Here is a 22854-nt window from a genome sequence, read left to right as displayed (position 1 = left end):
GTCACGCTGTACTGACTTAGAGAAGAAAATGCCCAAGCGCACTGACCTCAAGACCATCCTCATCATCGGTGCCGGCCCGATCGTCATCGGCCAGGCCTGTGAGTTCGATTACTCCGGCGCCCAGGCCTGCAAGGCCCTGCGAGATGAGGGCTACCGCGTGGTGCTGGTCAACAGCAATCCGGCCACGATCATGACCGACCCGGAGATGGCCGACGCCGTCTACATCGAGCCGATCAACTGGCAGACCGTCGAGAAGATCATCGCCAAGGAGAAGCCCGACGCGCTGCTGCCGACGATGGGTGGCCAGACCGCGCTGAACTGCGCGCTGGACCTGGCCGACAACGGTGTGCTTGAGAAGTACAACGTCGAGCTGATCGGCGCCAAGCGCGAAGCGATCATGATGGCCGAAGACCGCGAGCTGTTCCGCGTGGCGATGAGCGAGATCGGCCTGGAGTGCCCGACCGCTGCCGTTGCCCATACCCTGGACGAAGCGCTGGAGATCCAGACCCGCGTCGGCTATCCGACCATCATCCGCCCCAGCTTCACCCTGGGCGGCAGTGGCGGCGGCATCGCCTACAACCGCGAAGAGCTGATCGAGATCGTCAACCGCGGCCTGGAACTGTCGCCGACCACCGAAGTGCTGGTCGAAGAGTCGGTGCTGGGCTGGAAGGAATTCGAGATGGAAGTGGTCCGCGATACCGCGGACAACTGCATCATCGTCTGCTCGATCGAAAACCTGGACCCGATGGGCGTGCATACCGGTGACTCGATCACCGTGGCCCCGGCGCAGACCCTGACCGACAAGGAATACCAGCGCCTGCGTGATGCCTCCATCGCCGTGCTGCGCAAGATCGGCGTGGATACCGGTGGTTCGAACGTGCAGTTCGGCATCAACCCGGACACCGGCCGCGTGGTGGTGATCGAGATGAACCCGCGCGTGTCGCGTTCCTCGGCGCTGGCGTCCAAGGCCACCGGCTTCCCGATCGCCAAGGTCGCGGCCAAGCTGGCCGTGGGCTACACCCTGGACGAACTGAAGAACGAGATCACCGGCGGCCTGACCCCGGCCTCGTTCGAGCCGTCCATCGACTACGTCGTCACCAAGATTCCGCGCTTCGCTTTCGAGAAGTTCCCGGCTGCCGATGCACGCCTGACCACCCAGATGAAGTCGGTGGGCGAGGTGATGGCGATGGGCCGCACCTTCCAGGAATCGATGCAGAAGGCCCTGCGTGGCCTGGAAACCGGCAAGGTCGGCTTCGACCCGACCGGCCTGGACCTGACCAGTGAAGACGATCTGCAGACCCTGCGCCGCGAGCTGAAGGCGCCGGGTCCGGAGCGCCTGTTCTTCGTCGCCGACGCGTTCCGCGCCGGCATGAGCGTGGAGGACATCTTCAAGCTGTCCTACATCGATCCGTGGTTCCTGGACCAGATCGAAGAAATCATCGCCGCCGAGACCCAGGTCGCAGCCGATGGCATCGACGCACTGGATGCGGCGCGCCTGCGCAAGCTCAAGCGTGCCGGCTTCTCCGACGCCCGCCTGGCCCAGCTGACCGGCACCAACGAAGCCGCGGTGCGTGCGCTGCGTCGCGCGCACAAGGTGCGCCCGGTGTACAAGCGCGTGGACTCCTGTGCCGCCGAGTTCTCCACTGGCACCGCCTACCTGTACTCGACCTATGAGGACGAGTGTGAAGCCGCGCCGAGCAACCGCGACAAGATCATGATCCTCGGCGGTGGCCCGAACCGCATCGGCCAGGGCATCGAGTTCGACTACTGCTGCGTGCACGCGGCACTGGCGCTGCGCGAGGATGGCTATGAAACCATCATGGTCAACTGCAATCCGGAAACCGTGTCGACCGACTACGACACCTCCGACCGCCTGTACTTCGAACCGCTGACCCTGGAAGACGTGCTGGAAATCGTCGAGCTGGAGCAGCCCAAGGGCGTGATCGTGCAGTACGGCGGCCAGACCCCGCTGAAGCTGGCACGCGCGCTGGAAGCCAACGGCGTGCCGGTGATCGGCACCAGCCCGGACTCGATCGACCTGGCCGAAGACCGCGAGCGCTTCCAGCAGTTGGTGGAACAGCTGGGCCTGAAGCAGCCGCCGAACCGCATTGCCCGCAACGACCAGGAAGCCCTGCTGCTGGCGCGCGAGATCGGTTACCCGCTGGTGGTGCGCCCGAGCTACGTGCTGGGTGGCCGCGCGATGGAAATCGTCTACGGCGAATCCGATCTGGCCCGCTACGTGCGTGACGCGGTGAAGGTGTCCAACGATTCGCCGGTGCTGCTGGATCGCTTCCTCGACAACGCCGTCGAGTGCGACGTGGACATCATCGCCGACGCCCAGGGCAACGTCCTGATCGGTGGCGTGATGGAGCACATCGAAGAGGCTGGCGTGCACTCGGGCGATTCCTCCTGCTCGCTGCCGCCTTACTCGCTGTCGGCTGAAACCCAGGCCGAGCTGCGTCGCCAGGTGGTCGAGCTGGCCAAGGCGCTGAACGTGGTGGGCCTGATGAACACCCAGTTCGCGATCCAGACCGATGAGGAAGGCAACGACACCATCTTCCTGCTGGAAGTGAATCCGCGTGCCTCGCGCACCGTGCCCTTCGTGTCCAAGGCCACCGGCATGCCGCTGGCCAAGATCGCGGCCCGCTGCATGGCCGGCAAGACCCTGGAAGAGCAGGGCGCCACCAAGGAAATCGTGCCGGACTACTACTCGGTGAAGGAAGCGATCTTCCCGTTCGCCAAGTTCCAGGGCGTCGACCCGATCCTCGGGCCGGAGATGCGCTCCACCGGTGAGGTGATGGGCGTGGGCCGCAGCTTCAACGCCGCCTTCGCGCGCGCGCAGGAAGCCGGTGGCATCAAGGCGCCGCCAGTGGGCAAGGCGTTCGTGTCGGTGCGCGACCCGGACAAGAAGCGCGTGCTGCCGGTGGCCAAGGCCCTGCTGGCGCGTGGCTACAGCCTGGTTGCCACCCGTGGCACCGCAGCGTGGCTGCAGCAGCACGGCATGGACTGCGAGATCATCAACAAGGTGGTCGAGGGTCGCCCGCACATCGTCGATTCGATCAAGAACGGCGAGATCGTCTATATCGTCAACACGACCGAAGGCCGTGCCGCGATCAACGACTCGTTCTCGATCCGTCGCGAGGCACTGCAGCACCGTGTCACCTATTCGACCACCATTGCCGGTGCCAAGGCGCTGGTGGATTCACTGGAATTCCGCGGTACCGGCCCGGTCTGGTCGCTGCAGGAACTGCACAAGGAGTTGAACGCATGAGAGCACCCATCACGATGAAGGGCGCGCAGCGTCTGCGCGACGAACTGGATCACCTGAAGTCGGTCAAGCGTCCGAAGGTGATCGCCGCGATCGCCGAAGCGCGCGAGCACGGCGACCTGAAGGAGAACGCCGAGTACCACGCCGCGCGCGAGGAACAGGGCTTCATCGAAGGCCGCATCAAGCAGCTGGAAGGCGAGCTGTCGCACGCCGAGATCATCGACGTGAGCAAGCTCAATGCAGGCTCCAAGGTGGTATTCGGGGCCAGCGTGATCCTGGCCGACGTGGAATCGGACGAAGAGAAGAAGTACCAGATCGTTGGTGATCTGGAAGCGGACATCAAACTCGGCCTGATCGCGATTTCCTCGCCGGTCGCCCGCGCGATGATCGGCAAGCTGGAAGGTGATTCGATCGTGATCGATGCGCCGGCCGGCCAGCGCGAGTACGAGATCGTCAGCGTCAGCTACCAGGACTGATCCGTGGCGACGGCAACCCTGCTGTTGCCGGCACGCAGCCGCTTTGCGGTGGCTGCATTGCCGGATGACGTGGCGCGCGCCCTGGGCCGCGCCACCACCTCGCAGGGCGACGCCGGCGAACGCGCGCAGCTGCTGCGCCACTTCACGGTGGCCGCGCCGCACTGGCCGGTGGCCGCATTGACCCGCCAGCGTGACGTCGGTGATGCCGCCGGCGCCTGCTGGCTGCGTGCCGATCCGGCCTGCATGGTGCCGGACATGCATGGCGCGCGGATGATGGGCCACGGCGAAACGCTGCGGCCCAGCCTGGCCGATACGCTGGCGTTGCTGCCCGTGCTGCAGCCGCTGTTTGCGGATGCAGGCTTCGTGCTGGATGCACCCGATCCGTCACGCTGGTACCTGCGCCTGCCCATCGGTACTGAACTGCCGGAGTTCGACAGCCCCGACGAGGTGCTGGGTGATGACCTGTTCTCGCACCTGCCGCCGGGCGAGGCGGGCCGTCGCTGGCGCGCACTGATGACCGAAGCGCAGGTGCTGCTGCACACCCACTCGTGGAACCAGCAGCGCGCCGCGCAGGGCCAGCAGCCGATCAATTCGCTGTGGTTCTGGGGTGGTGGCGTGATGCCGGTATCGGTGGCCACGCCGCACGCGCAGGTGCGCAGCCGCGATGCGCTGCTGCAGGGCCTGGCCCAGGCCGCAGGTGTCGCGGTGGATGGCGAGCAGTCGGTCGATGCACTGGTCGACCTGCGCCAGCTGCGCTCGCTGCAGCAGCTGGGCAACGATGCAATCCGGCCGCTGCTGGCCGCGCTCAAGCGTGGCGAGCTGCAGCGCCTGGTGCTGGATTTCGAGGACGGCCTGCAGTTCCAGCTGGATCGCGGCCAGCGCTGGCAGTTCTGGAAGAAGCCACGGCAGCTTCACGACGCCTGACGGGGTGGTAGCGCCGGGCCATGCCCGGCGGATGCCCTAGCGCGATTCCGTAACGTAGGTCGGCAGTTGCCAGTGGCGCTGACCGGCGCCCAGGCAGTGCCGGCCGACGAAGGTTGCCGCCAGCACCAGGCGGGCTCCATCCCAGGCCCAATGCCGGTCTATCCCGCAGCGGTCCGTAGCGCTTGCAAAGCCTTCTTCAAGGAACACGGCATGCGGGTAGAGCGGGAACAGCGTGGATGCAGTGATCAGCACGGGCGCAAAGGGCGTTCGGTCGCGGATCACCCAGCTGCCGGCTGGCCGGATGTAGCGGCCGGTCGTGCAGTTCAACATCGCCAGCACATGCGTTGCATCGATCCGCTCGATGCGCAGGTAGCGGGAAGAGGCTGCAGCGCAACCCGCGCCGGCCTCGGCGCGCGGTAGCAGCGCTTGCAGTAGATCGGCACGTTCGGCCAGCGCGGCATCCTCGTCGTGGGCTTCAACCAGCAGCGGTGGCGGCACCAGGCGAGGTGCCACCCGTGCGGCCGGCACGTGCGATTCCGGCCGCAAACCCTTGCCCACCAACGCCCCTGGGGTGTGCAAGCGGCCCTGTGCCTCGTCCATCTTCAGCAGCAGTGCGGCATTACCGCTCTCTGCCAATGGCCATGTCTGGCCCGCCGTGTCGGTCATCCTGACCGGCCGCCCGCGCCCCAGTGCATCCAGCAGCGCCTGCGCATGTGGCGGTGCCAGAGCCAGGCCGGCCTCAAGCGCATCCACCGGGCCGATATCACCCAGGTCCGCGCCATCCACATGCAGCCGCAGCCGGCCCTCTGGATGCACCCGCGGGCTGCGGGGCGCGCCGTCACTGCCATCAGCCAGCGACAATCGCGCCGTCACGGGGGTGTCTGGTCCAGCGGCACGCTCGATGAGCACGCCCAGCATCAACGCGGCCGGTGGGCCGAACGCCACCATCCGGCAGGTGCCTGTGTTGTCGCACGCCAGGTGTCCGTTCTGTTCAAGGAACGTGAACTGCGCGGGCGTGCCGGCGAAGCTGACAGGTGCCAGCGTCAGTGACGCCAGCGCCAGTAGAGGAAATCGAAGCGTAGTCATGTTCCAGGCTTCCGGGTCAGCGGACCGTGCTGACAAGCGTCGGCAGCGTCCAGTGCCCGCCCGCCACGCCACGACACAGGCCGGTACTGAATGCACTGCTTGGCTGGAATCTGCGGCCATCCCAGGCCCAGTCCCAGCCAGAAACGCAGTCGCCGATGCCGCGGCCCTTGTAGCGCGCGTACAACGTGCGATCGGAGCGCGAGAAGCCTTCTGCCTCCAGCGTGACCGTCTCAGGTGCGAACGGCGGCTGATCGCGCGCGATCCAGAAGCCATTGCTGTAGTTGTACGCGCCCATCTGGCACAGCGCCTGCACCAGTACATGATGCTCGTCGAGCCGCTCGATCACCATGTCCGGCGTCCCCTTGTACTCGATCAGGCGCGGACAGTCGTCGTTGTCGCCGAGCGTGGCAATCAGCGCGTCGCGCAGCGCTTCGCTGCTGCCCAGCTCGCTATCGCCGGGGCGGCCGGCCGCCAGCGCGCCGCGCACGATCACCGGCTTGGCCACTGCGGCGGGCACGCTCGCTTCGGCACGCGTGCCGCGGCGTACCAGCGCACCGGGCGTGCCCACGCGCCCTTGGACCTCGTCCATTTTCAGCAGCACCGCGGCGGCACCACGATCGGAAATCGGCCAGCGCGTGCCCCTGCTGTCGATCACCTCGATACGGGCCTGGCCGGGCAGGGCGGCCAGCAGGCCTTCTACCTGCGCCGGCCGCAGCATCACTGCCTCGTCGGCCCCGGTGTCCTGCACTGGGCCCAGATCACGGCCGTTCACGTGCAGGCGCATTGAACCTTCAGGCACTGCACTTTCGCCATCCTCACCGACCCGCAGCCGCGCCTTCACTGCCGTCCCGGGGCCGCCGGCACGTTCCAGCATCAGGCCCAGCAGGCTGTCCGCCTTTTCAGGGCTGTAGCCGGCTGCACGGCAGGTGCCGGTGTTGTCGCAGGCCAGGAACCAGTCGTGGTGTACGAACTCGATACCGGGGGTTGGCGGCGTGTTTGCGGCCTGGGAAGCAAGTGGCAGCAGGAGGCTGGCAAGCAGTACGGACAGCAGGCGGTACATGGCGAATTCCGTTTCAGAAGCGAACAAGCATGGGCGATCGCCACGCTTGCGCCAAGCCCGGAAGAGCCTGGCGAGCCGAGCGGGGTATCATGCGCGGGTCTTCCGCAACCCGGCGATGCCGATGTCCCTTGCCGCCGATGCTGTGCTGCCGTCTTCCGATACGCCGATGATCCGCCGTCGCGATGCGGCCGTGCCCGGTAGCTGGCCGGAGGGCACGCTGCCCCTGCTGGCCCGCCTGTATGCCGCACGTGGTGCGCACACGCCGGAGCTGGCCCTGCCCAAGCTCGGCAACCTGCATGCGCCGGAACTGCTGACCGGCATCGACGCAGCAGTGGACCTGCTGGTGCAAGCCATCGCCGCCGACAAGCGCATCCTGGTAGTCGGTGATTTCGACTGCGACGGCGCCACCGCCTGCGCGGTCGGTGTGCGTGGGCTGCGCATGCTCGGCGCGCAGCACGTCTTCCACGCAGTGCCCAACCGCATGGTGCACGGCTATGGTCTGTCGCCGTCTCTGGTGGACGAGCTGGCTGCGCTGCAGCCGGATCTGCTGGTCACCGTCGATCACGGCATTGCCTGCCATGCCGGCGTGACCGCGGCCAAGGCGCGTGGCTGGCAGGTGCTGGTGACCGATCACCATCTGCCCGGTCCACAGCTGCCACCGGCCGATGTCATCGTCGACCCCAACCTCGACGGCGACGCCTTCCCCAGCAAGGCGCTGGCCGGTGTCGGCGTGATCTTCTACGTGCTGATGGCGCTGCGCCGGCAGATGCGCGAAGCGGGGGTATTTGCCGATGGCAAAGGGCCGGACCTGACCACGCTGCTGGACCTGGTGGCGGTGGGCACAGTGGCCGACCTGGTGGTGCTCGATGCCAACAATCGCGCCCTGGTCAGTGCAGGATTGCGCAGGCTGCGCAATGGCCAGGGCTGCGTCGGCCTGAAGGCATTGATCGAGGCCAGCGGCCGCGATGCCGCACGCCTGACCGCCACCGACATCGGCTTCGGGCTCGGCCCGCGCTTGAACGCGGCCGGTCGGTTGGAAGACATGGCATTGGGTATCGCCCTGCTGCTCACCGAAGATCCGCGGCAGGCCCGCGACATCGCGCAGACGCTGGAACAGATCAACGCCGAGCGGCGTGCGGTCCAGCAGTCGATGACCGATGACGCCGAACACGCGCTGTCGCGGGTGGTGCTCGATACCGCAGGGCAGCGCCCGGTGGCGGCCTGCCTGTTCGATGCTGATTGGCACCCCGGCGTGGTTGGCCTGGTTGCTTCGAAGATGAAGGATCGCCTGCATCGGCCGGTGATCGCGTTCGCGCCGGCCGAGCCGGGCGCCGACACCCTGCGCGGCTCGGCGCGTTCGATCGCCGGCCTGCATATCCGTGATGCGCTGGCGCTGGTCGATGCGCGCCATCCCGGCTTGATCGAGCGCTTCGGCGGTCACGCGATGGCCGCCGGGTTGAGCATGCGTCTGGATCATCTGGCTGCCTTCGAAGCCGCGTTCGTCGCCACCGTGCTGGAAATGCTCGACCCGGCTGCACTGCAGCAGCAGGTGCTCAGCGACGGCGAACTGGCCGCGGACGAACTCGATCATCGCCATGCCGATGCGCTGCGTTTGGCGGGTCCATGGGGGCAGGGCTTTCCCGAGCCGCTGTTCGATGGCCACTTCGAAGTGGCCAACTGGCGCGTGCTGAAGGAGCGTCATCTGAAGCTGGAACTGCGCCTGCCCGGCGTACCCGGCACGATCAACGCGATCCATTTCGGCGGCTGGCACGGCAATGCGCCCGGTCGCCACGTGCATCTCGCCTACCGGCTCGCCTGCGATGACTATCGTGGCGGCGCCGCCATCCAGCTGATCGTCGAGCACTGCCTGCCGGCGTAGTCCATGCCGGGCATGGCCCGGCGCTACCGCTTCGGAAGGGTCAGCGTACGTCGGTCACCCGCGTCGGCAGTTCCCATGTACCCCCGGGAACGCCGCGACACAGGCCGCCACTGATCGCCGAGGTCGCGACGAAGCGGGTGCCATCCCAGGTCCACGTTTCATCCGACACGCAGTCGGCCAGACCGCGGCCCTTGTGCGAGGCGACGATCTGCCCGTCGCCGTAGTCGATCGCGTCGCTGGTCACCCATTGCGGCTGGTAGGGCGCTTTCTCACCGATGACCCAGTAGCCATCACCGCTGTTGTAGGCCGCGCGCCAGCAGGGGACGTTGACCAGCAGATGCTTGGCGTCCAGGCGCTGGATCTGCAGTGGTGAATTGCTGATCGGAAGATCCGGGTCGGTGTCGAGCAGGCCTTCGCAGCTGGGTTCTTCCAGAGTGGCGCGCAGCGCCGCACGCAGCGCCGGCGAGGCGGCCAGCTTGGAAAACGCCGGGTCGTCCGGTGGCGTCGACAGCGTCGGTGCCTTGCGCACCACGGGTTTGGCAACGGCGGCAGGCACGCTGCTTTCGGCAGCGGCCCCCTTGCGCATCACCGCGCCCGGCGTGCCCACACGGCCCTGGAACTCGTCGGTCTTCAACAGCACAGCCGCTGCGCCCTTGTCCGACAGCGGCCACGTGTGGCCGGCGCCATCGACAACCGCGATGCCACCATCGCGCACCAGCGCGGACAGCACTGCGCTGGTCTGTGCCGCGCTGAGCACATGGACACCCGGCTCCGTGGCCGGCGCCAGCACACCGAGGTCACGCTGCTGGATGCGCAGGTGCAGCGCGCCCTTGGGCTGCGGCTGGTCATCGATCGGCTGCAACGACATCCGACCGCTGATGGCCTGATTGGGGCCGCCCGCCCGGGTCAGCAGCACGCTCAGGGTGCTGTCATCGCCACTGGCGTAGCCGGCCGCGCGGCACGTGCGCGTGTTGTCGCAGGCCACGACCCAGTCGTGATGCTGGAAATAGAGGCCTGCAGGCGCATCGACGGCGCCGGCGGCCAACGGCCAGCACAGGGCCAGCAGGGTGGGAAGCAGGAGAGAACGCATGGGCATCCTTGCACGGGATCGGGAAGTCGCACATGGTGCGCCCAGGGGCAGCGAAGAACCAGCATCGAATCACGTTAACCCCGTCCACCCGGTTGGTGCGTTCAAGCAGTCACGATCCCACTGGAGTCCTGTCATGGTCTTCACCCGTTGCTGCGCTGTGTTGTTGCTGGCCCTTGCGGCCTGGCCTGTCGGCGCTCAGGCGCCCCGAATTGCTCGACCGCAGGCAACCACTCCGCTCCTGATCGCGCCCGCCGCCGAGCAGCCCGTGCAGCTGCGACATGCCGGCATCGAAGGCGAGGTCCAGGCCGGTATCGCCCAGACCCGTATCACCCTGGAGTTCCATAACCCCAACCAGCGCGTGCTGGAAGGCGAGCTGCAGTTCCCGCTGGCCGAGGGCCAGCAGATCACCGGGTTCGCCCTGGACATCAACGGCGAGTTGCGCGAGGCAGTACCGGTGCCCAAGGACCGCGGTCGTCAGGTGTTCGAGGAGATCGCCCGCCGTGGCGTCGACCCGGGCCTGCTGGAGCAGACCGCCGGCAACCAGTTCCGGCTGCGCGTGTATCCGCTGCCGGCCGGCGGCAGCCGCCGCGTGCAGTTGGTCGTACGCGAGCCGCTGGCATATGCCGGGCAGGGCTGGCGTTGGACACTGCCGCTGCAGTTCGTCGCCGGCGCCGCAGCCGTCGAACTGGACGTGCGGGCACCGAAGGGGGCTGAGGCAGGAAGCGCGCCGTTCCGCATCGCCGATGGCCGCCTGCACTGGCAAGGACGTGGCGCGCAGTTGCCGGCCCAGCTGCAATGGACGCTGCTGGCCGAGCGCAAGGCACAGGTGCAGGTTGCACGCTGGCAGGACGGTCACTACCTGTTGGCGCAGCTGCCGGTGCCGACGTCGACCGCGCCGCGCCGTGTGCCGTCGGAGGTGGGGCTGCTGTGGGACGGTTCGGGTTCCGCAGGCCAGCGCGACCGCACCCGCGAGTTCGCGCTGCTGGATCGCTACTTTGCTGCGATGGGCGAGGGCAACGTCGCGCTGACCGTGCTGCGTGATCGCGCCGAGCCTGTGCGTCGTTTCCGTATCCGCAGGGGTGACTGGAGTGAACTGCGGCGCGCGTTGATGGCGGTGCAGCCGGATGGCGCCAGCGCGCTGGCGCAGTGGCAGCCGCAGCCCTCGGTGAAGGAGTACCTGATGGTCAGCGACGGCCTGCTGACCTATGGGCCGGAAGCACTGCCGGCGTTGGCCGCCGATCAGCGCCTGTTTGCGGTCAGCAGTGCCGGCGCACGCACCGATGCCACACGCCTGCGCGGTTGGAGCGAGGCGCATGCTGGCAGTTTCGTGGCGCTCGGCAGCGATATCGATGCCGCTGCACGGGAGCTGCTGTCGATGCCACTGGATGTCCAGATCGATGCCGGCCGTGGCGTGCAGGACGTGGTGGTCGACCGCCGCAGCCAGGCCCAGGGCTGGCTGTGGTTGCATGCGCGGTTGGCGGCCGAAGGTGTGCCGATGCGGGTGCGCATTGCCGGTGGGCAATGGCAGGCACTGCCGGAGAGCTCCACCAGCGCCGATGGCGATCTGCTGGCCGGCCTGTGGGCACAGGCACGCCTGCAGCAGTTGTCGACCGATCGGCGCGGCAATCGCGAGGCGATGCAGCGCCTGTCGCAGCAGTTCAGCCTGGTGGGCCCGGACACTTCACTGATCGTGCTGGAAACGCTGGACGACTACCTGCGCTACGCGATCCGCCCCGCAGGTGCCTTGCGCGCCCAGTACGACCAGCGCTTCGCACGCCAGGTTGCAGATCGCGATGCCGCCGACCGTCAGCGCCTGGACAAGGTGGTGACGCAGTGGCAGCAGCGCCAGCAATGGTGGAGCCGCCGTTGGCCGAAGGGCATGCGCGTGCAGGCGAAGGCGCTGGAAGTGGTCGGTCAGGACGCGTATGCGGCTGCCCCGGTGGCGATGCTCGCCGCGCCTCCTCCCGCGCCAGCGCCGATGGCCGTTGCCGCCGAGCAGCGGGCGGAGTCCAGCAGCGCGCGCGCCCGTCGATCGCCGCCGCGGCAGGCACCTGCGGGCCTGGAGGCCGCGATGGATGCAGTTGCCATCGAACCCACGGCGTCCAATGCACCGGCCGCCGCCAATGACGGCCAGCTGGGAATCCGGTTGGCCGCCTGGCAATCGGATTCGCCGGTTGCCCGCCGCCTGCGCCAGGGGCCGTCGTCGCAGCTGTACGACCGCTATCTGGCCGAGCGCGCTGCGAACGCCAACAGCAGTGCGTTCTTCCTCGACGTGGCCGACCTGTTGATCGAACAGGGCCAGCGCGATCTTGCCCTGCGCGTGCTGTCCAACCTGGCCGAGATGGAGCTGGACAACCGCCATCTGCTGCGCGTTCTCGGCTACCGCCTGCTGCAGGCCGATGCACCCGCACTGGCGGTGCCGGTGTTCGAGCAGGTGCTGGCGATGGGCCAGGAGGAACCGCAGAGCTTCCGTGATCTGGGCCTGGCGCTGGCCGCAGCGGGCAAGCCGCAGCAGGCGCTGGCGCCGCTGTACCAGGTGGTCGTGCGGCCGTGGGATGGTCGTTTCGACGGCATCGCGCTGATCGCCCTGGATGAACTGACCAACCTGGTGGCCGGCAGCACGCCGCGCCTGGATACCACCGGCATCGACCCGCGCCTGCTGCAGGCGATGCCACTGGACCTGCGCGTGGTGCTGGCCTGGGATGCCGACAACAGCGACATGGACCTGTGGGTCACCGACCCGAACGGCGAGCGTGCGTACTACGGCAACCGCCTGACCTACCAGGGTGGGCAGATGTCGCAGGACTTCACCGGTGGCTATGGTCCGGAACAGTTCTCGCTGCGCAACGCCAAGCCGGGCAAGTACAAGGTGGAGGCGAACTACTTCGGCAGCCGCCAGCAGCTGGTGACCGGTGCGACGACGCTGATGCTGCGCCTGACCACCCATTGGGGCACGCCGAAGCAGAAGGACCAGATGATCACGATGCGGCTGAAGGATCGTGCCGAGACGGTGCTGGTCGGCGAGTTCGAGGTGCGGTAGCGCCGGGCCATGCCCGGCGGCCGGCGCTGTGGTCCTGCGTGATGCTCACTGCGCCGTTGCGATCGGCACGCAACCCGAACAGCGGCCGCAGCCAGCGCACACGGCGTACCAGCAGTTCATGGATCAGCAGGCAGCCGGCGACGGTGCCTACAATCACCAGCGCCGGCTCCAGCCATGCGCCCAGCTGCAGGGGACGCAACCAGTACAACAGCATGATCAGCACGGTCTGGTGCAGGATGTACCAGCTGAACACCGCCTCGCGGCAGTAGCCCAGGCCACGCCATGGCCGCGCCAGCAGGACCTGCGCCCATCCGAAGAGGGCCAGCAGGGAACACCAGGTGTACAGCGCTCGGCCAACGCGCTCGGTCTGCGCCCACGGCAGCGCCAGCACCCATTGCGGCAGATCGCCGAGGTCGGGCATCCGCCCCAACGCGCGGATGCCCAGTTCGACAGTCAGCCCGACAACGGCCAGCGCCAGGGTCAACCGCCGGCCGCGCACCAGCAGATCCCAGCCGCGCTGCCAGCGCGCGGCGAGGAAGCCGCCGAGGAACAGGGGCAGCGATTCGGCGTGGACGTACAGGTCATCGACCAGCGCATGGGTTGGCGGGTGGGCGGGCAGGATCACCAGCAGCGCCCACGCCAGCCACAGCACCGGCAGCAGCAGGCCCAGCGTGGCCACCCAGCGGTCGCCCGCAGGCAGGCCCGGCAGGCGGTGGTGCAGCGGCCGCACTACGCTGGCCAACACGATCGCCAGCAGCGTGTAAGGGATCAGATAGGCCAGGTACCACAGGTGGTTCCAGGTGAAGCCATAGGCGGCACCGGTGAAGCTGGCTCCCGGCCACGGCCGGAACTGCCAGTAGCGCCACAGGAATGCACCGAGCCCTGGCGTGACGTCGCCCTTGTCCACCGCTTCACAGTAGGCCTGCAGCGAAACGACCGCGACGATGCCGAACAACAGCGGCAACAACAGCCGCCCGCTGCGCCGTAACGCGAACCGCCAACGGCCCTGCGCAGGCAGGCACAGGCCCAGTGCAATGCCGGAGATGGCAAACAGCAGCGGCATGCGCCAACGATTCAGCGCGATCATCGGCCATTGCAGCCACTCCGCGGTGTGGACGCTCTTGAGGTGGAAGTCCCATCCGGCCACGTAGGCCATGGCCACGTGGTAGAGGATCAACAGCCCGAAGGCACCGATACGCAGGGTGTCGAGGTCGTGGCGGCGGGTCATGGCGGTATCCGTGTTGGAGTCCTCGCAGAGTGGAAGTCCTTGTGGGCTGTCGCCAGCAGCAAGGGGCGGTTGGATGCCCGGCAGGGCCCAATGGCGGGGCGGGGGGACGAATGGCGTACGTCAGCGGGGCTGTGGTTGGCGATAATCCAGTGATGGATGAGTACAACCAGCAGGACCCGGACGTGCGTGGCGAATCGATGGGCAACGGCAGGCAAGGGCGGCAGGCAGCCGTGTTCTGGGTCGTACTGTTCCTGGGGACGGCGGCGGCCAATGTGCTGGCCAAGGCCATGATGGCGGCGCGCGATGGGCTGCCCTCCCAATGGATGGCGGCCACGATTGACGAGTTCAGCAGTGCGCTGGTGTCGCTGCTGCTGCTGGCGGTGCTGATCCGCGCCGCTTCGCGCTGGCCGCTGCACACCGATACCTGGCGACAGCGCTTGGTGCCGTATCTGCTGGGCGCGGTTGCGTGGTGGCTGCTGCATGTGAGTGCGATGGTCCTGCTGCGCAAGGCCGCCCACGCCGTGCTTGGCAGCCACTACACCTTTGGGGACTGGCCGGCGCAATGGTTCTACGAGTTCTTCAAGGACATCCAGACCTATGCGCTGCTGGTCTCGGCAGTCCATGCCCTGGCCTGGTTCGGCCGCCGCCGCCAGGGTGAAGCGACCCTGCTTGCCGCCCCCGATGAGGGCCCGCCGGTCGAACCGGTCGATCGCCCCGACCATTTCCTTGTGCGCAAGCTGGGCAAGGAGTTCCTGGTGGCCACGGCCGACGTCGAGTACGCCCAGGCCGCCGGCAACTATGTGAACCTGCGGGTGCGCGGGCATGACTACCCGCTGCGGATCACCATGGCCGTGCTGGAGGCGCGGCTGGACCCGGTCCTGTTCCTGCGCAGCCACCGCAGCTGGCTGGTCAACCGTGACCAGCTGCGCTCGATCGAGCCGCTGGATGGGGGCGAGGCCTTGCTGCACATGGCCGATGGGGCCAAGGTACCCTGCAGCCGGCGCCAGCTGCCGTTGCTGCGCCAGGCCTTGGGCGGGTAGGGGCGTGGCAGGGCGGGACCGGCTTCTGCGCCGGTTCACCCCGGCCTGCGGTATCATTTGCAGTCATCTTTTGAATGCATAACCGCCGACATGATCGAACTGAATCCTGTCCGCCAGCGCATCGCCGATCTGACCGATCGCGTGTTGTCGCTCCGGGGGTATCTTTGACTACGACGCCAAGAAAGAGCGTCTTGAGGAAGTAACGCGGGAGCTGGAAAGCCCCGACGTCTGGAACAATGCCGAGTACGCCCAGAACCTGGGGCGCGAGCGCTCGACCCTGGAAAAGACCGTGGGCGGCATCGCCGCGGTGCTGGAGGGCCTGAGCGACGCCACCGAACTGCTGGAGCTGGCCGAGTCCGAGCAGGACGAGGACACCGCGCTGGCCGTGGTGGCCGACCTGGACAAGCACCAGGCGCACGTGGAGAAGCTGGAGTTCCAGCGCATGTTCTCCGGGCAGATGGACAACGCTCCGGCGTTCGTCGACATCCAGGCCGGTGCCGGTGGTACCGAAGCCCAGGACTGGGCCGAGATCCTGCTGCGCATGTACCTGCGCTGGTGTGAATCGCGTGGCTGGAAGACCGAGCTGATGGAAGTGTCCGGTGGCGACGTCGCGGGCATCAAGTCGGCCACGCTGCGCGTGGAAGGCGACTACGCCTATGGCTGGCTGAAGACCGAGACCGGCGTGCACCGCCTGGTGCGCAAGTCGCCGTTCGACTCGGACAACCGCCGCCATACCAGCTTCACCTCGGTGTTCGTGTCGCCGGAAGTGGACAACAACATCGAAATCGACATCAACCCGGCCGATCTGCGTACCGACGTGTACCGCTCGTCCGGTGCCGGTGGTCAGCACGTCAACAAGACCGAGTCGGCGGTGCGTATCACCCACATCCCGACCAACACGGTCGTGGCTTGCCAGACCGGCCGTAGCCAGCACCAGAACCGCGACAACGCGATGAAGATGCTGGCCGCCAAGCTGTACGAGCTGGAGATCCAGAAGCGCAACGCCGAGCGTGATGCGGTGGAAGCCACCAAGTCCGATATCGGCTGGGGCAGCCAGATCCGCAACTACGTGCTCGACCAGAGCCGTATCAAGGACCTGCGCACCGGCATCGAGCGTTCGGATACGCAGAAGGTGCTCGACGGTGACCTGGACGAGTTCGTCGAGGCCAGCCTGAAGGCCGGCCTGGCGGTCGGCTCCAAGCGCATCGATGCCTGATGCGTGCCCGGCGACAGCGGTACCGTCCGCTGCCCGGGCCCTGCGTTGCGGGGCGTCTTCGGCGTCCCGCAACGCCGTTGAAACCTGCAGGGCAGGGCGATGATGCGCAGTGAAGCCGAACGCAAGGAACTGGGAGGCTTTCTCAAGGCCTGCCGTGCGCGGGTCGACCCAGCAACGCTGGGGCTGCCAGCCGGCCGCCGACGCACGCCGGGCCTGAAGCGCGAGGAAGTCGCACTGGCGATCGGGGTCAGTGTCAGCTGGTACACCTGGATCGAGCAGGGCCGCGAAGTGCGCGCCTCGCCCGAGGTGCTGGAGCGCCTGGCGCAGGTACTGCGATTGAGCGACGACGAGCGCGCCTACGCGTTCGCGCTGTCCGGCTATGGCGTGCCGCTGGAATCGCCCGACGAGACGGTGACCGACGGCCTGCGCCAGCTGGTGGAGGCGATGCAGCCGATCCCGGCCTACGTGCGCAATACCCGATTCGACATCCTGGCCTGGAACCCGGCCATCGCCGATCTGTTTGTTGATTACGGTCAGCTGGCGCCGCACGAACGCAACACGCTGCGGCTGATGTTCCTGTATCCGCCGTACCGCACGCTGATCCTCAACTGGGAAGAAATGACCCGCGGGCTGCTGGCCAGCTTCCGCGCGGCGATGGCGCAGGCGCCGGACAAGGCGCCGTTCCTGGCACTGGCCGAGGACATCGGTGCGCACAGCGAGCAGTTCCGCCAGTGGTGGCCCGAGCACGATGTGCGTCGTTTCGACGAAGGTGCGAAGAAGCTGAACCATCCCACGCGCGGGCTGCTGGACCTGCAGTACGTGGCGCTGGTGCCGGAGAGCCGGCATGACCTGTCACTGGTGACCTACCTGCCGCGAAGGTAGGTTGGTCGGCAGGGCTGCGCCCTGCACCTGCTGTAGTGCCGGTCGCTGGCCGGCAACCTCAACAGCAACAGCAACAGCAACAGCCGGCTTTCCGTGGGGTGGCGGGGCGGTGTCGGAGTGCGGGGACGCCGTGAACCCATCCATGGGGGCTTGGCCGCGGCATCCATGCCGCGGACACCCCGCACTCCGACACCGCCCCACCTCTGACAGATCTCCGCTGCTGTTGGTAGGTGTCGACCTTGGTCGACACGTTAGATCCACGCGATGCGTGGATGCTTTTCGGTTTCAATTCGAGATAGTCGATCTCGATGGAAATTCATCCACGCATGGCGTGGATCTACTGGAGGCGCCGGGTTGGGTCTGGAGAAGAGCCCCCTGAGTCAGGGGGCGGCCGCGAAGCGGCGGGGGTATGGGGGCTGGTAAGTGGGGCCCGCGGTTCGCGTAGCGAAGCGTGGGAGCGGCAGCGCGCATGCGATGGCGCGTACCAGGGCGCAGCCCTGCCGATCAACCCCATTCAGGCAGGTAAGTGCAGGTCACAGGATACGCAGACGCCTTGTTGCTGCCATCGATCGGGTCCACATTCGTTGTCAGGAAACGGGCAGCCGCCCGTTGTCGAGACAACAGGAGACCTGCATGTCCGCTTCCCCCGCAGCCCCCGCTGCCATTTCCCGCGATCCGGCGACCGGCCAGCAGATCGCCAGCCACCCCTTCGCCACCGACGCCGAACTGGAAGCCATCCTCGACCGCGGCCAGGCCGGTTTTGCAGCCTGGAGCGCGCAGTCACTGGAACAACGCGCCAGCGTGCTGCGTGCGATGGCCGCTGTGCTGCGTCGCGACCGCGAACCCCTCGCTGCGATGGCCACTGCCGAAATGGGCAAGGTCCACGCCGAGTCGCTGGCCGAGATCGAGAAGTGCGCGGTGCTGTGTGACTGGTACGCCGACAACGGTGCGGCGTTCCTGCGCGATGAGCCGACCGCGGTGGCCGACAACAAGGCCTATGTCTCCTACCTGCCGCTGGGCGTTGTGCTCGGCATCATGCCGTGGAATTTCCCGTACTGGCAGGTGATGCGCGCGGCCGTGCCGATCCTCATGGGCGGCAACGGCTTCCTGCTGAAGCCGGCCGAAAACATCGTCGGCACCGCCGGGCTGCTCGCCGCTGCGTGGCGCGACGCGGGCCTGCCCGACGGCACCTTCATCGCCGCCAACATCAGCCGCGAGGGAACCAGTGCCGCCATCGCCGATGACCGCATCGCTGCCGTGACCCTGACCGGCAGCGTCGCTGCGGGGCGCAGCATCGCCGCGCAGGCCGGGCAGGCGCTGAAGAAGGTGGTGCTGGAGCTGGGTGGCTCGGATCCATTCATCGTGCTGGCCGACGCCGACCTGGAGGCAGCGGTCGATGCCGCGGTGGCCTCGCGCTTCCAGAACACCGGGCAGGTGTGCATTGCCGGCAAGCGCATCATCGTCGAAGACGCCGTGTATGAGCGTTTCGTGTCGTTGTTCTGCGAGCGCGTGCAGGCGCTGACCGTGGGCGATGGCCGCGAGGCCGGCAACCGGATCGGACCGATGGCCCGGCAGGACCTGCTTGAACAGCTTGATGCACAGGTGCGTGCGTCGGTCGAGGCCGGTGCGCAGTTGCTCGTGGGCGGCAAGCAGCTCGATCGCCCCGGCAGTTTCTATGCACCCACCGTGCTGGCGGGCGTCGAGCCGGGCATGCAGGCCTTCGACACCGAGACCTTCGGGCCGGTGGCGTCGATCAGCCGCGCGCGCGACGCCGACCATGCGGTGGAACTGGCCAACCAGAGCGAGTTCGGCCTGAGCGGCAATCTGTGGACCGGCGACCACGCCCGCGCGATGCAGCTGGCGCGCCGGCTGCAGACCGGTGGCGTGTTCGTCAACGGTTTCTCTGCCTCCGATCCACGCGTGCCGATCGGCGGAGTGAAGAAGAGCGGCTTCGGCCGCGAGCTGTCGCACTTCGGCATCCGCGAGTTCGTCAACGCGCAGACGGTGTGGTTCGACCGCCGTTGACGCGGGCCATCCACCGTTCCTGTCAGCATCCCTGCAACGTTCCATCATCACGCACTGCGAGAAGGACGTCATTCCATGTCCAAGGGTTCCGATCTGCTCGTCGCCGCACTCGAAAACGAGGGCGTCGAGCGCATTTTTGGCATTCCCGGTGAAGAGAACCTCGATGTCGTCGAGTCGCTTCGCCACTCCAGCATCGAGCTGGTCATCACCCGCCACGAACAGGCTGCCGTGTTCATGGCCGCGACCTACGGCCGCCTGACCGGCAAGCCCGGCGTGTGCCTGGCCACGCTCGGCCCGGGTGCGCTGAACTTCACCACCGGTGCCGCCTACGCACTGCTCGGCGCGTGGCCGGTGATCATGATCACCGGGCAGAAGGGCATCGTGGCCAGCAAGCAGGCGCGCTTCCAGATCGTGGATATCGTCAGCACGATGAAGCCGCTGACCAAGTCGGCGCGGCAGATCGTTTCGGCGCGCACCATCCCCACCATCGTCCGCGAGGCCTTCCGCACGGCGCTGGAAGAGCGCCCCGGGCCGGTGCTGCTGGAACTGCCCGAGGACATCGCGGCGATGGAGGTCGAGGACGTTGCACTGATCCCGCCACACCCGGTGGATCGGCCGATCGCCAGTCCCGAGGCGCTGGACCGTGCGGCGCAGATCATCCGCGAGGCCAAGCGTCCGCTGCTGGTGATCGCCTCGGCGGCGTCGCGACCGCAGTCCAGCGAGGCGCTGTCGGCCTTCGTGCTGCGGGCCGGCATCCCGTTCGTCACCACGCAGATGGGCAAGGGCGCGGTGGCCGGTGGCTCGGGCCTGTACATGGGCACGGCGGCACTGAGCGAGCGCGACTACGTGCACATGGCCATCGATCAGGCCGATGTGATCGTGACCATTGGCCACGAGGTGACGGAGAAGCCGCCCTTCGTGATGCGCCCGGGTGGCCGCACGGTCATCCACATCGGCTACTCGCAGGCTGCGGTGGAGCAGGTGTACTTCCCGCAGGTGGAGGTGATCGGCGATATCGGCCGCTCGCTGACCCTGCTGGCCGACCGTATCGAGGGCAGGGTGGACAACGCCGCTGCACTGCTGCCGCTGCGCGCGACGATCCTGGAGCACATCGCCGATCGCGCCGAAGAGGCCGGTTTCACGCCGCAGCGGCTGGTGCATGACGTGCGCCAGGTGATGCCGCCGGACGGCATCGTGGCGCTGGACAATGGCATGTACAAGATCTGGTTCGCGCGCAACTACCGTACCCAGGTGGCCAATACGCTGCTGCTGGACAACGCATTGGCAACGATGGGCGCAGGGCTGCCGTCAGCGATCATGGCCTCGATCCTGTATCCGCAGCGACGCGTGCTGGCGGTGTGTGGCGATGGCGGTTTCATGATGAACAGCCAGGAGCTGGAGACCGCGCGGCGGCTGGGCCTGAACCTGGTAGTGCTGATCCTCAACGACGGCGCCTACGGAATGATCCGCTGGAAGCAGGCGGTGGATGGTTTCGCCGACTACGGCATGACCTTCGGCAATCCGGATTTCGTCAAATACGCCGAGGCCTATGGCTGCCAAGGGCACGAGGTGACGGCGATCGAGCAGTTCATTCCGACCCTGGAAGCAGCGTTCACCGCGGGCGGCGTGCATCTGGTGTCGGTGCCGGTGGACTATTCGGAGAACCAGCGGGTGCTGGTGGATGAGCTGCGGCAGGCATTCCCGGGAAACGGGTAGGTGTCGCCCCCCCGGAGCCCCGTAGGCGTCGCCCCCCGAGCCCGGTAGGTGTCGACCCCCGAGCCCGGTAGGTGTCGACCTTGGTCGACACAGTAGATCCAGACCATGCGTGGATGCCTCCCCATGCCCGGCGCGGTAGAGCGCCAACCAAGGTTGGCGGCTACCAGGGCGGTGGATTGAGGTTGATCGACTGCGGCAGKGGTTCCTGGGAGCCCGGTAGGTGTCGACCTTGGTCGACACGGTGGGCGCCAACCAAGGTTGGCGGCTACCGCAGCAGGGGCGGCCCGAGGCCGGGGCAGGGCGCTTTTGGTATGCTGGGCAACCGGCTGCGCCGGGCGCAACACTCCCCCTCACTACACGATTCCCGCAGATCCATGAGCGAAGCTACCGATACCCCCCCCGTCGACGAAAACAAGTTGATCGCCGAGCGCCGTGAGAAACTCAAAGCGCTGCGCGGGCAGGGGATCGCGTATCCGAACGACTTCCGTCGCGAGGACTTCGCCGGCAGCCTGCAGGAAGAATTCGCCGATGCGGAGCAGTGGACCGCCGAAACCCTGGAAGGCAACGGCCGCCAGGTGAAGATGGCCGGTCGCCTGATGGCCAAGCGGGTCATGGGCAAGGCCAGCTTCGCCCAGATCCAGGACGAATCGGGCCGCATCCAGCTGTTCCTGCAGGGCAGCGTGCTGGGTGATGCCTACACCGCCTTCAAGGGCTGGGACGTGGGCGACATCATCGCTGTCGAAGGTGGCCTGACCCGCACCAAGACCGGCGAGCTGTCGGTCAAGGCCGAATCGATCCGTCTGCTGACCAAGTCGCTGCGCCCGCTGCCGGACAAGTGGCATGGCCTGGCCGACGTCGAACAGCGTTATCGCCAGCGTTACGTCGACCTGATCGTGACGCCGGAGTCGCGCGCGGTCTTCATCAAGCGCTCGAAGATCATCCGTGCGATGCGTGCATGGCTGGACAACCGCGACTTCCTCGAAGTCGAAACGCCGATGATGCATTACATCCCCGGCGGCGCGGCGGCCAAGCCGTTCACCACCCACCACAACGCGCTGGACCTTGACCTGTACCTGCGCGTTGCGCCGGAGCTGTACCTCAAGCGCCTGACCGTCGGTGGCCTGGAACGCGTCTACGAAATCAACCGCAACTTCCGCAACGAAGGCGTCAGCACCCGCCACAACCCGGAATTCACCATGATGGAACTGTACGAGGCCTATGCCACGTACAACGAGATCATGGACCTGACCGAAGGCGTGATCCGTGACGTGGCACAGTCGGTGAACGGCACCACCGTGGTTGAGTGGGACGGCGCCAACATCGACCTGGGCCCGGCGTTCCGCCGCTGGCGCATGGACGAGGCGGTGCGCCACCACAACCCGGAAATCTCCGCGGCCGACTGCACCGACCGTGACGCGCTGCTGCACCATTGCGAGCGCCTGAAGATCCGTGTCAAGCCGTCCTACGGCTGGGGCAAGCTGCTGCTGGAGATCTTCGAAGCCACCGTCGAGCACACCCTGATCCAGCCGACCTTCATCACCGATCACCCGGTGGAGGTCTCGCCGCTGGCCCGCGCCAACGACAACGATCCGGGCTATACCGACCGCTTCGAACTGTTCGTCAACGGCAAGGAGCTGGCCAACGGCTTCTCCGAGCTGAACGACCCGGAAGACCAGGCCCAGCGCTTCCAGGCGCAGGTGGCGGCGAAGGAAGGCGGCGATGACGAGGCCATGCACTACGACGCCGACTACATCCGTGCGCTGGAGTACGGAATGGCGCCGACCGGCGGCCTTGGCATCGGCGTCGATCGCCTGGTGATGCTGCTGACCGGCAGCAGCTCGATCCGCGACGTGCTGCTGTTCCCGTACATGCGTCCGGAGCAGTAACCGGCGTTTTCGGCGTCCGTTTGTGCGCGTCGTCTCGG

Annotated in this window: 15 protein-coding genes; 11 read left to right on the top strand and 4 right to left on the bottom strand. The window is 67.2% G+C overall.

Annotation, left to right across the window (positions count from 1 at the left end):
* Positions 1 to 28: 28 nt before the first annotated feature.
* The 3 genes from carB to AC1DCU_RS11700 are packed head-to-tail and all read left to right on the top strand — an operon-like array spanning position 29 to position 4668.
* The gene (gene carB / locus AC1DCU_RS11710; protein WP_248148735.1) at positions 29 to 3271 is read left to right on the top strand and encodes a carbamoyl-phosphate synthase large subunit; all 3243 of its coding nucleotides are present in this window, start codon (positions 29 to 31) and stop codon (positions 3269 to 3271) included.
* An 8-nt stretch (positions 3272 to 3279) separates the two neighbouring features.
* Positions 3280 to 3744, top strand: coding sequence for a transcription elongation factor GreA (gene greA / locus AC1DCU_RS11705; protein WP_025874725.1), 465 nt, complete (start codon positions 3280 to 3282; stop codon positions 3742 to 3744).
* 3 nt (positions 3745 to 3747) lie between these two features.
* Positions 3748 to 4668 carry a phosphoglycerate mutase gene (locus AC1DCU_RS11700; protein ID WP_025874723.1) on the top strand — a complete coding sequence of 307 codons (921 nt, stop codon included), beginning with the start codon at positions 3748 to 3750 and terminating at the stop codon, positions 4666 to 4668.
* A 36-nt stretch (positions 4669 to 4704) separates the two neighbouring features.
* Here the strand turns inward: AC1DCU_RS11700 and AC1DCU_RS11695 are convergent, their stop codons facing one another.
* A complete protein-coding gene (locus tag AC1DCU_RS11695; RefSeq protein WP_442252242.1) occupies positions 4705 to 5754 on the bottom strand; it encodes a DUF1176 domain-containing protein in 1050 nt (349 codons plus the stop codon).
* A gap of 16 nt (positions 5755 to 5770) precedes the next feature.
* The gene (locus AC1DCU_RS11690) at positions 5771 to 6814 is read right to left on the bottom strand and encodes a DUF1176 domain-containing protein (RefSeq protein WP_442252241.1); all 1044 of its coding nucleotides are present in this window, start codon (positions 6812 to 6814) and stop codon (positions 5771 to 5773) included.
* Positions 6815 to 6935: 121 nt separating this feature from the next.
* Between AC1DCU_RS11690 and recJ the strand changes: the two genes are divergently transcribed.
* The gene (gene recJ, locus AC1DCU_RS11685) at positions 6936 to 8693 is read left to right on the top strand and encodes a single-stranded-DNA-specific exonuclease RecJ (RefSeq protein ID WP_282280136.1); all 1758 of its coding nucleotides are present in this window, start codon (positions 6936 to 6938) and stop codon (positions 8691 to 8693) included.
* A 40-nt stretch (positions 8694 to 8733) separates the two neighbouring features.
* On the opposite strand, the gene AC1DCU_RS11680 is transcribed toward recJ, so the two are convergent.
* Positions 8734 to 9783 (bottom strand): DUF1176 domain-containing protein, encoded by a 1050-nt coding sequence (locus AC1DCU_RS11680; protein WP_442252240.1) that lies wholly within the window; start codon positions 9781 to 9783, stop codon positions 8734 to 8736.
* 133 nt (positions 9784 to 9916) lie between these two features.
* Between AC1DCU_RS11680 and AC1DCU_RS11675 the strand changes: the two genes are divergently transcribed.
* Entirely contained in the window at positions 9917 to 12823 is a 2907-nt protein-coding gene (locus AC1DCU_RS11675) for a VIT domain-containing protein (protein WP_442252239.1), read from the top strand.
* Here AC1DCU_RS11675 and AC1DCU_RS11670 read toward each other — a convergent pair.
* Complete coding sequence (locus AC1DCU_RS11670) at positions 12762 to 14051, bottom strand: acyltransferase family protein (RefSeq protein WP_442252238.1); 1290 nt, start codon at positions 14049 to 14051, stop codon at positions 12762 to 12764. The genes AC1DCU_RS11675 and AC1DCU_RS11670 overlap by 62 nt on opposite strands.
* Before the next feature lie 197 nt (positions 14052 to 14248).
* Between AC1DCU_RS11670 and AC1DCU_RS11665 the strand changes: the two genes are divergently transcribed.
* The 6 genes from AC1DCU_RS11665 (at position 14249) to lysS (ending at position 22816) form a co-directional block, all read left to right on the top strand.
* A complete protein-coding gene (locus AC1DCU_RS11665) occupies positions 14249 to 15091 on the top strand; it encodes a LytTR family DNA-binding domain-containing protein (RefSeq protein WP_301909887.1) in 843 nt (280 codons plus the stop codon).
* Positions 15092 to 15181: 90 nt separating this feature from the next.
* Positions 15182 to 16307, top strand: a protein-coding gene (gene prfB, locus AC1DCU_RS11660) for a peptide chain release factor 2 (RefSeq protein WP_099783880.1) whose coding sequence is annotated in 2 segments (ribosomal slippage) — positions 15182 to 15256 and positions 15258 to 16307 — 1125 coding nt in all. Because the reading frame shifts where the segments join, the coding sequence is not laid out codon by codon here.
* A 99-nt stretch (positions 16308 to 16406) separates the two neighbouring features.
* Positions 16407 to 17189: a helix-turn-helix transcriptional regulator gene (locus tag AC1DCU_RS11655; protein WP_025874707.1), complete on the top strand. Its 783-nt coding sequence runs from the start codon at positions 16407 to 16409 to the stop codon at positions 17187 to 17189.
* A 633-nt stretch (positions 17190 to 17822) separates the two neighbouring features.
* Positions 17823 to 19214, top strand: a complete 1392-nt coding sequence (locus AC1DCU_RS11650) for an NAD-dependent succinate-semialdehyde dehydrogenase (RefSeq protein ID WP_032975477.1) — start codon at positions 17823 to 17825, stop codon at positions 19212 to 19214.
* 75 nt (positions 19215 to 19289) lie between these two features.
* Positions 19290 to 20930, top strand: coding sequence for an acetolactate synthase large subunit (locus AC1DCU_RS11645; RefSeq protein ID WP_025878943.1), 1641 nt, complete (start codon positions 19290 to 19292; stop codon positions 20928 to 20930).
* Between the two features lie 374 nt (positions 20931 to 21304).
* The gene (gene lysS / locus AC1DCU_RS11640) at positions 21305 to 22816 is read left to right on the top strand and encodes a lysine--tRNA ligase (RefSeq protein WP_282280128.1); all 1512 of its coding nucleotides are present in this window, start codon (positions 21305 to 21307) and stop codon (positions 22814 to 22816) included.
* Positions 22817 to 22854: the final 38 nt, after the last annotated feature.

This window comes from Stenotrophomonas sp. 10L48 (genome assembly GCF_056395105.1).
This window is presented reverse-complemented; position numbering and strand designations above follow the sequence as displayed.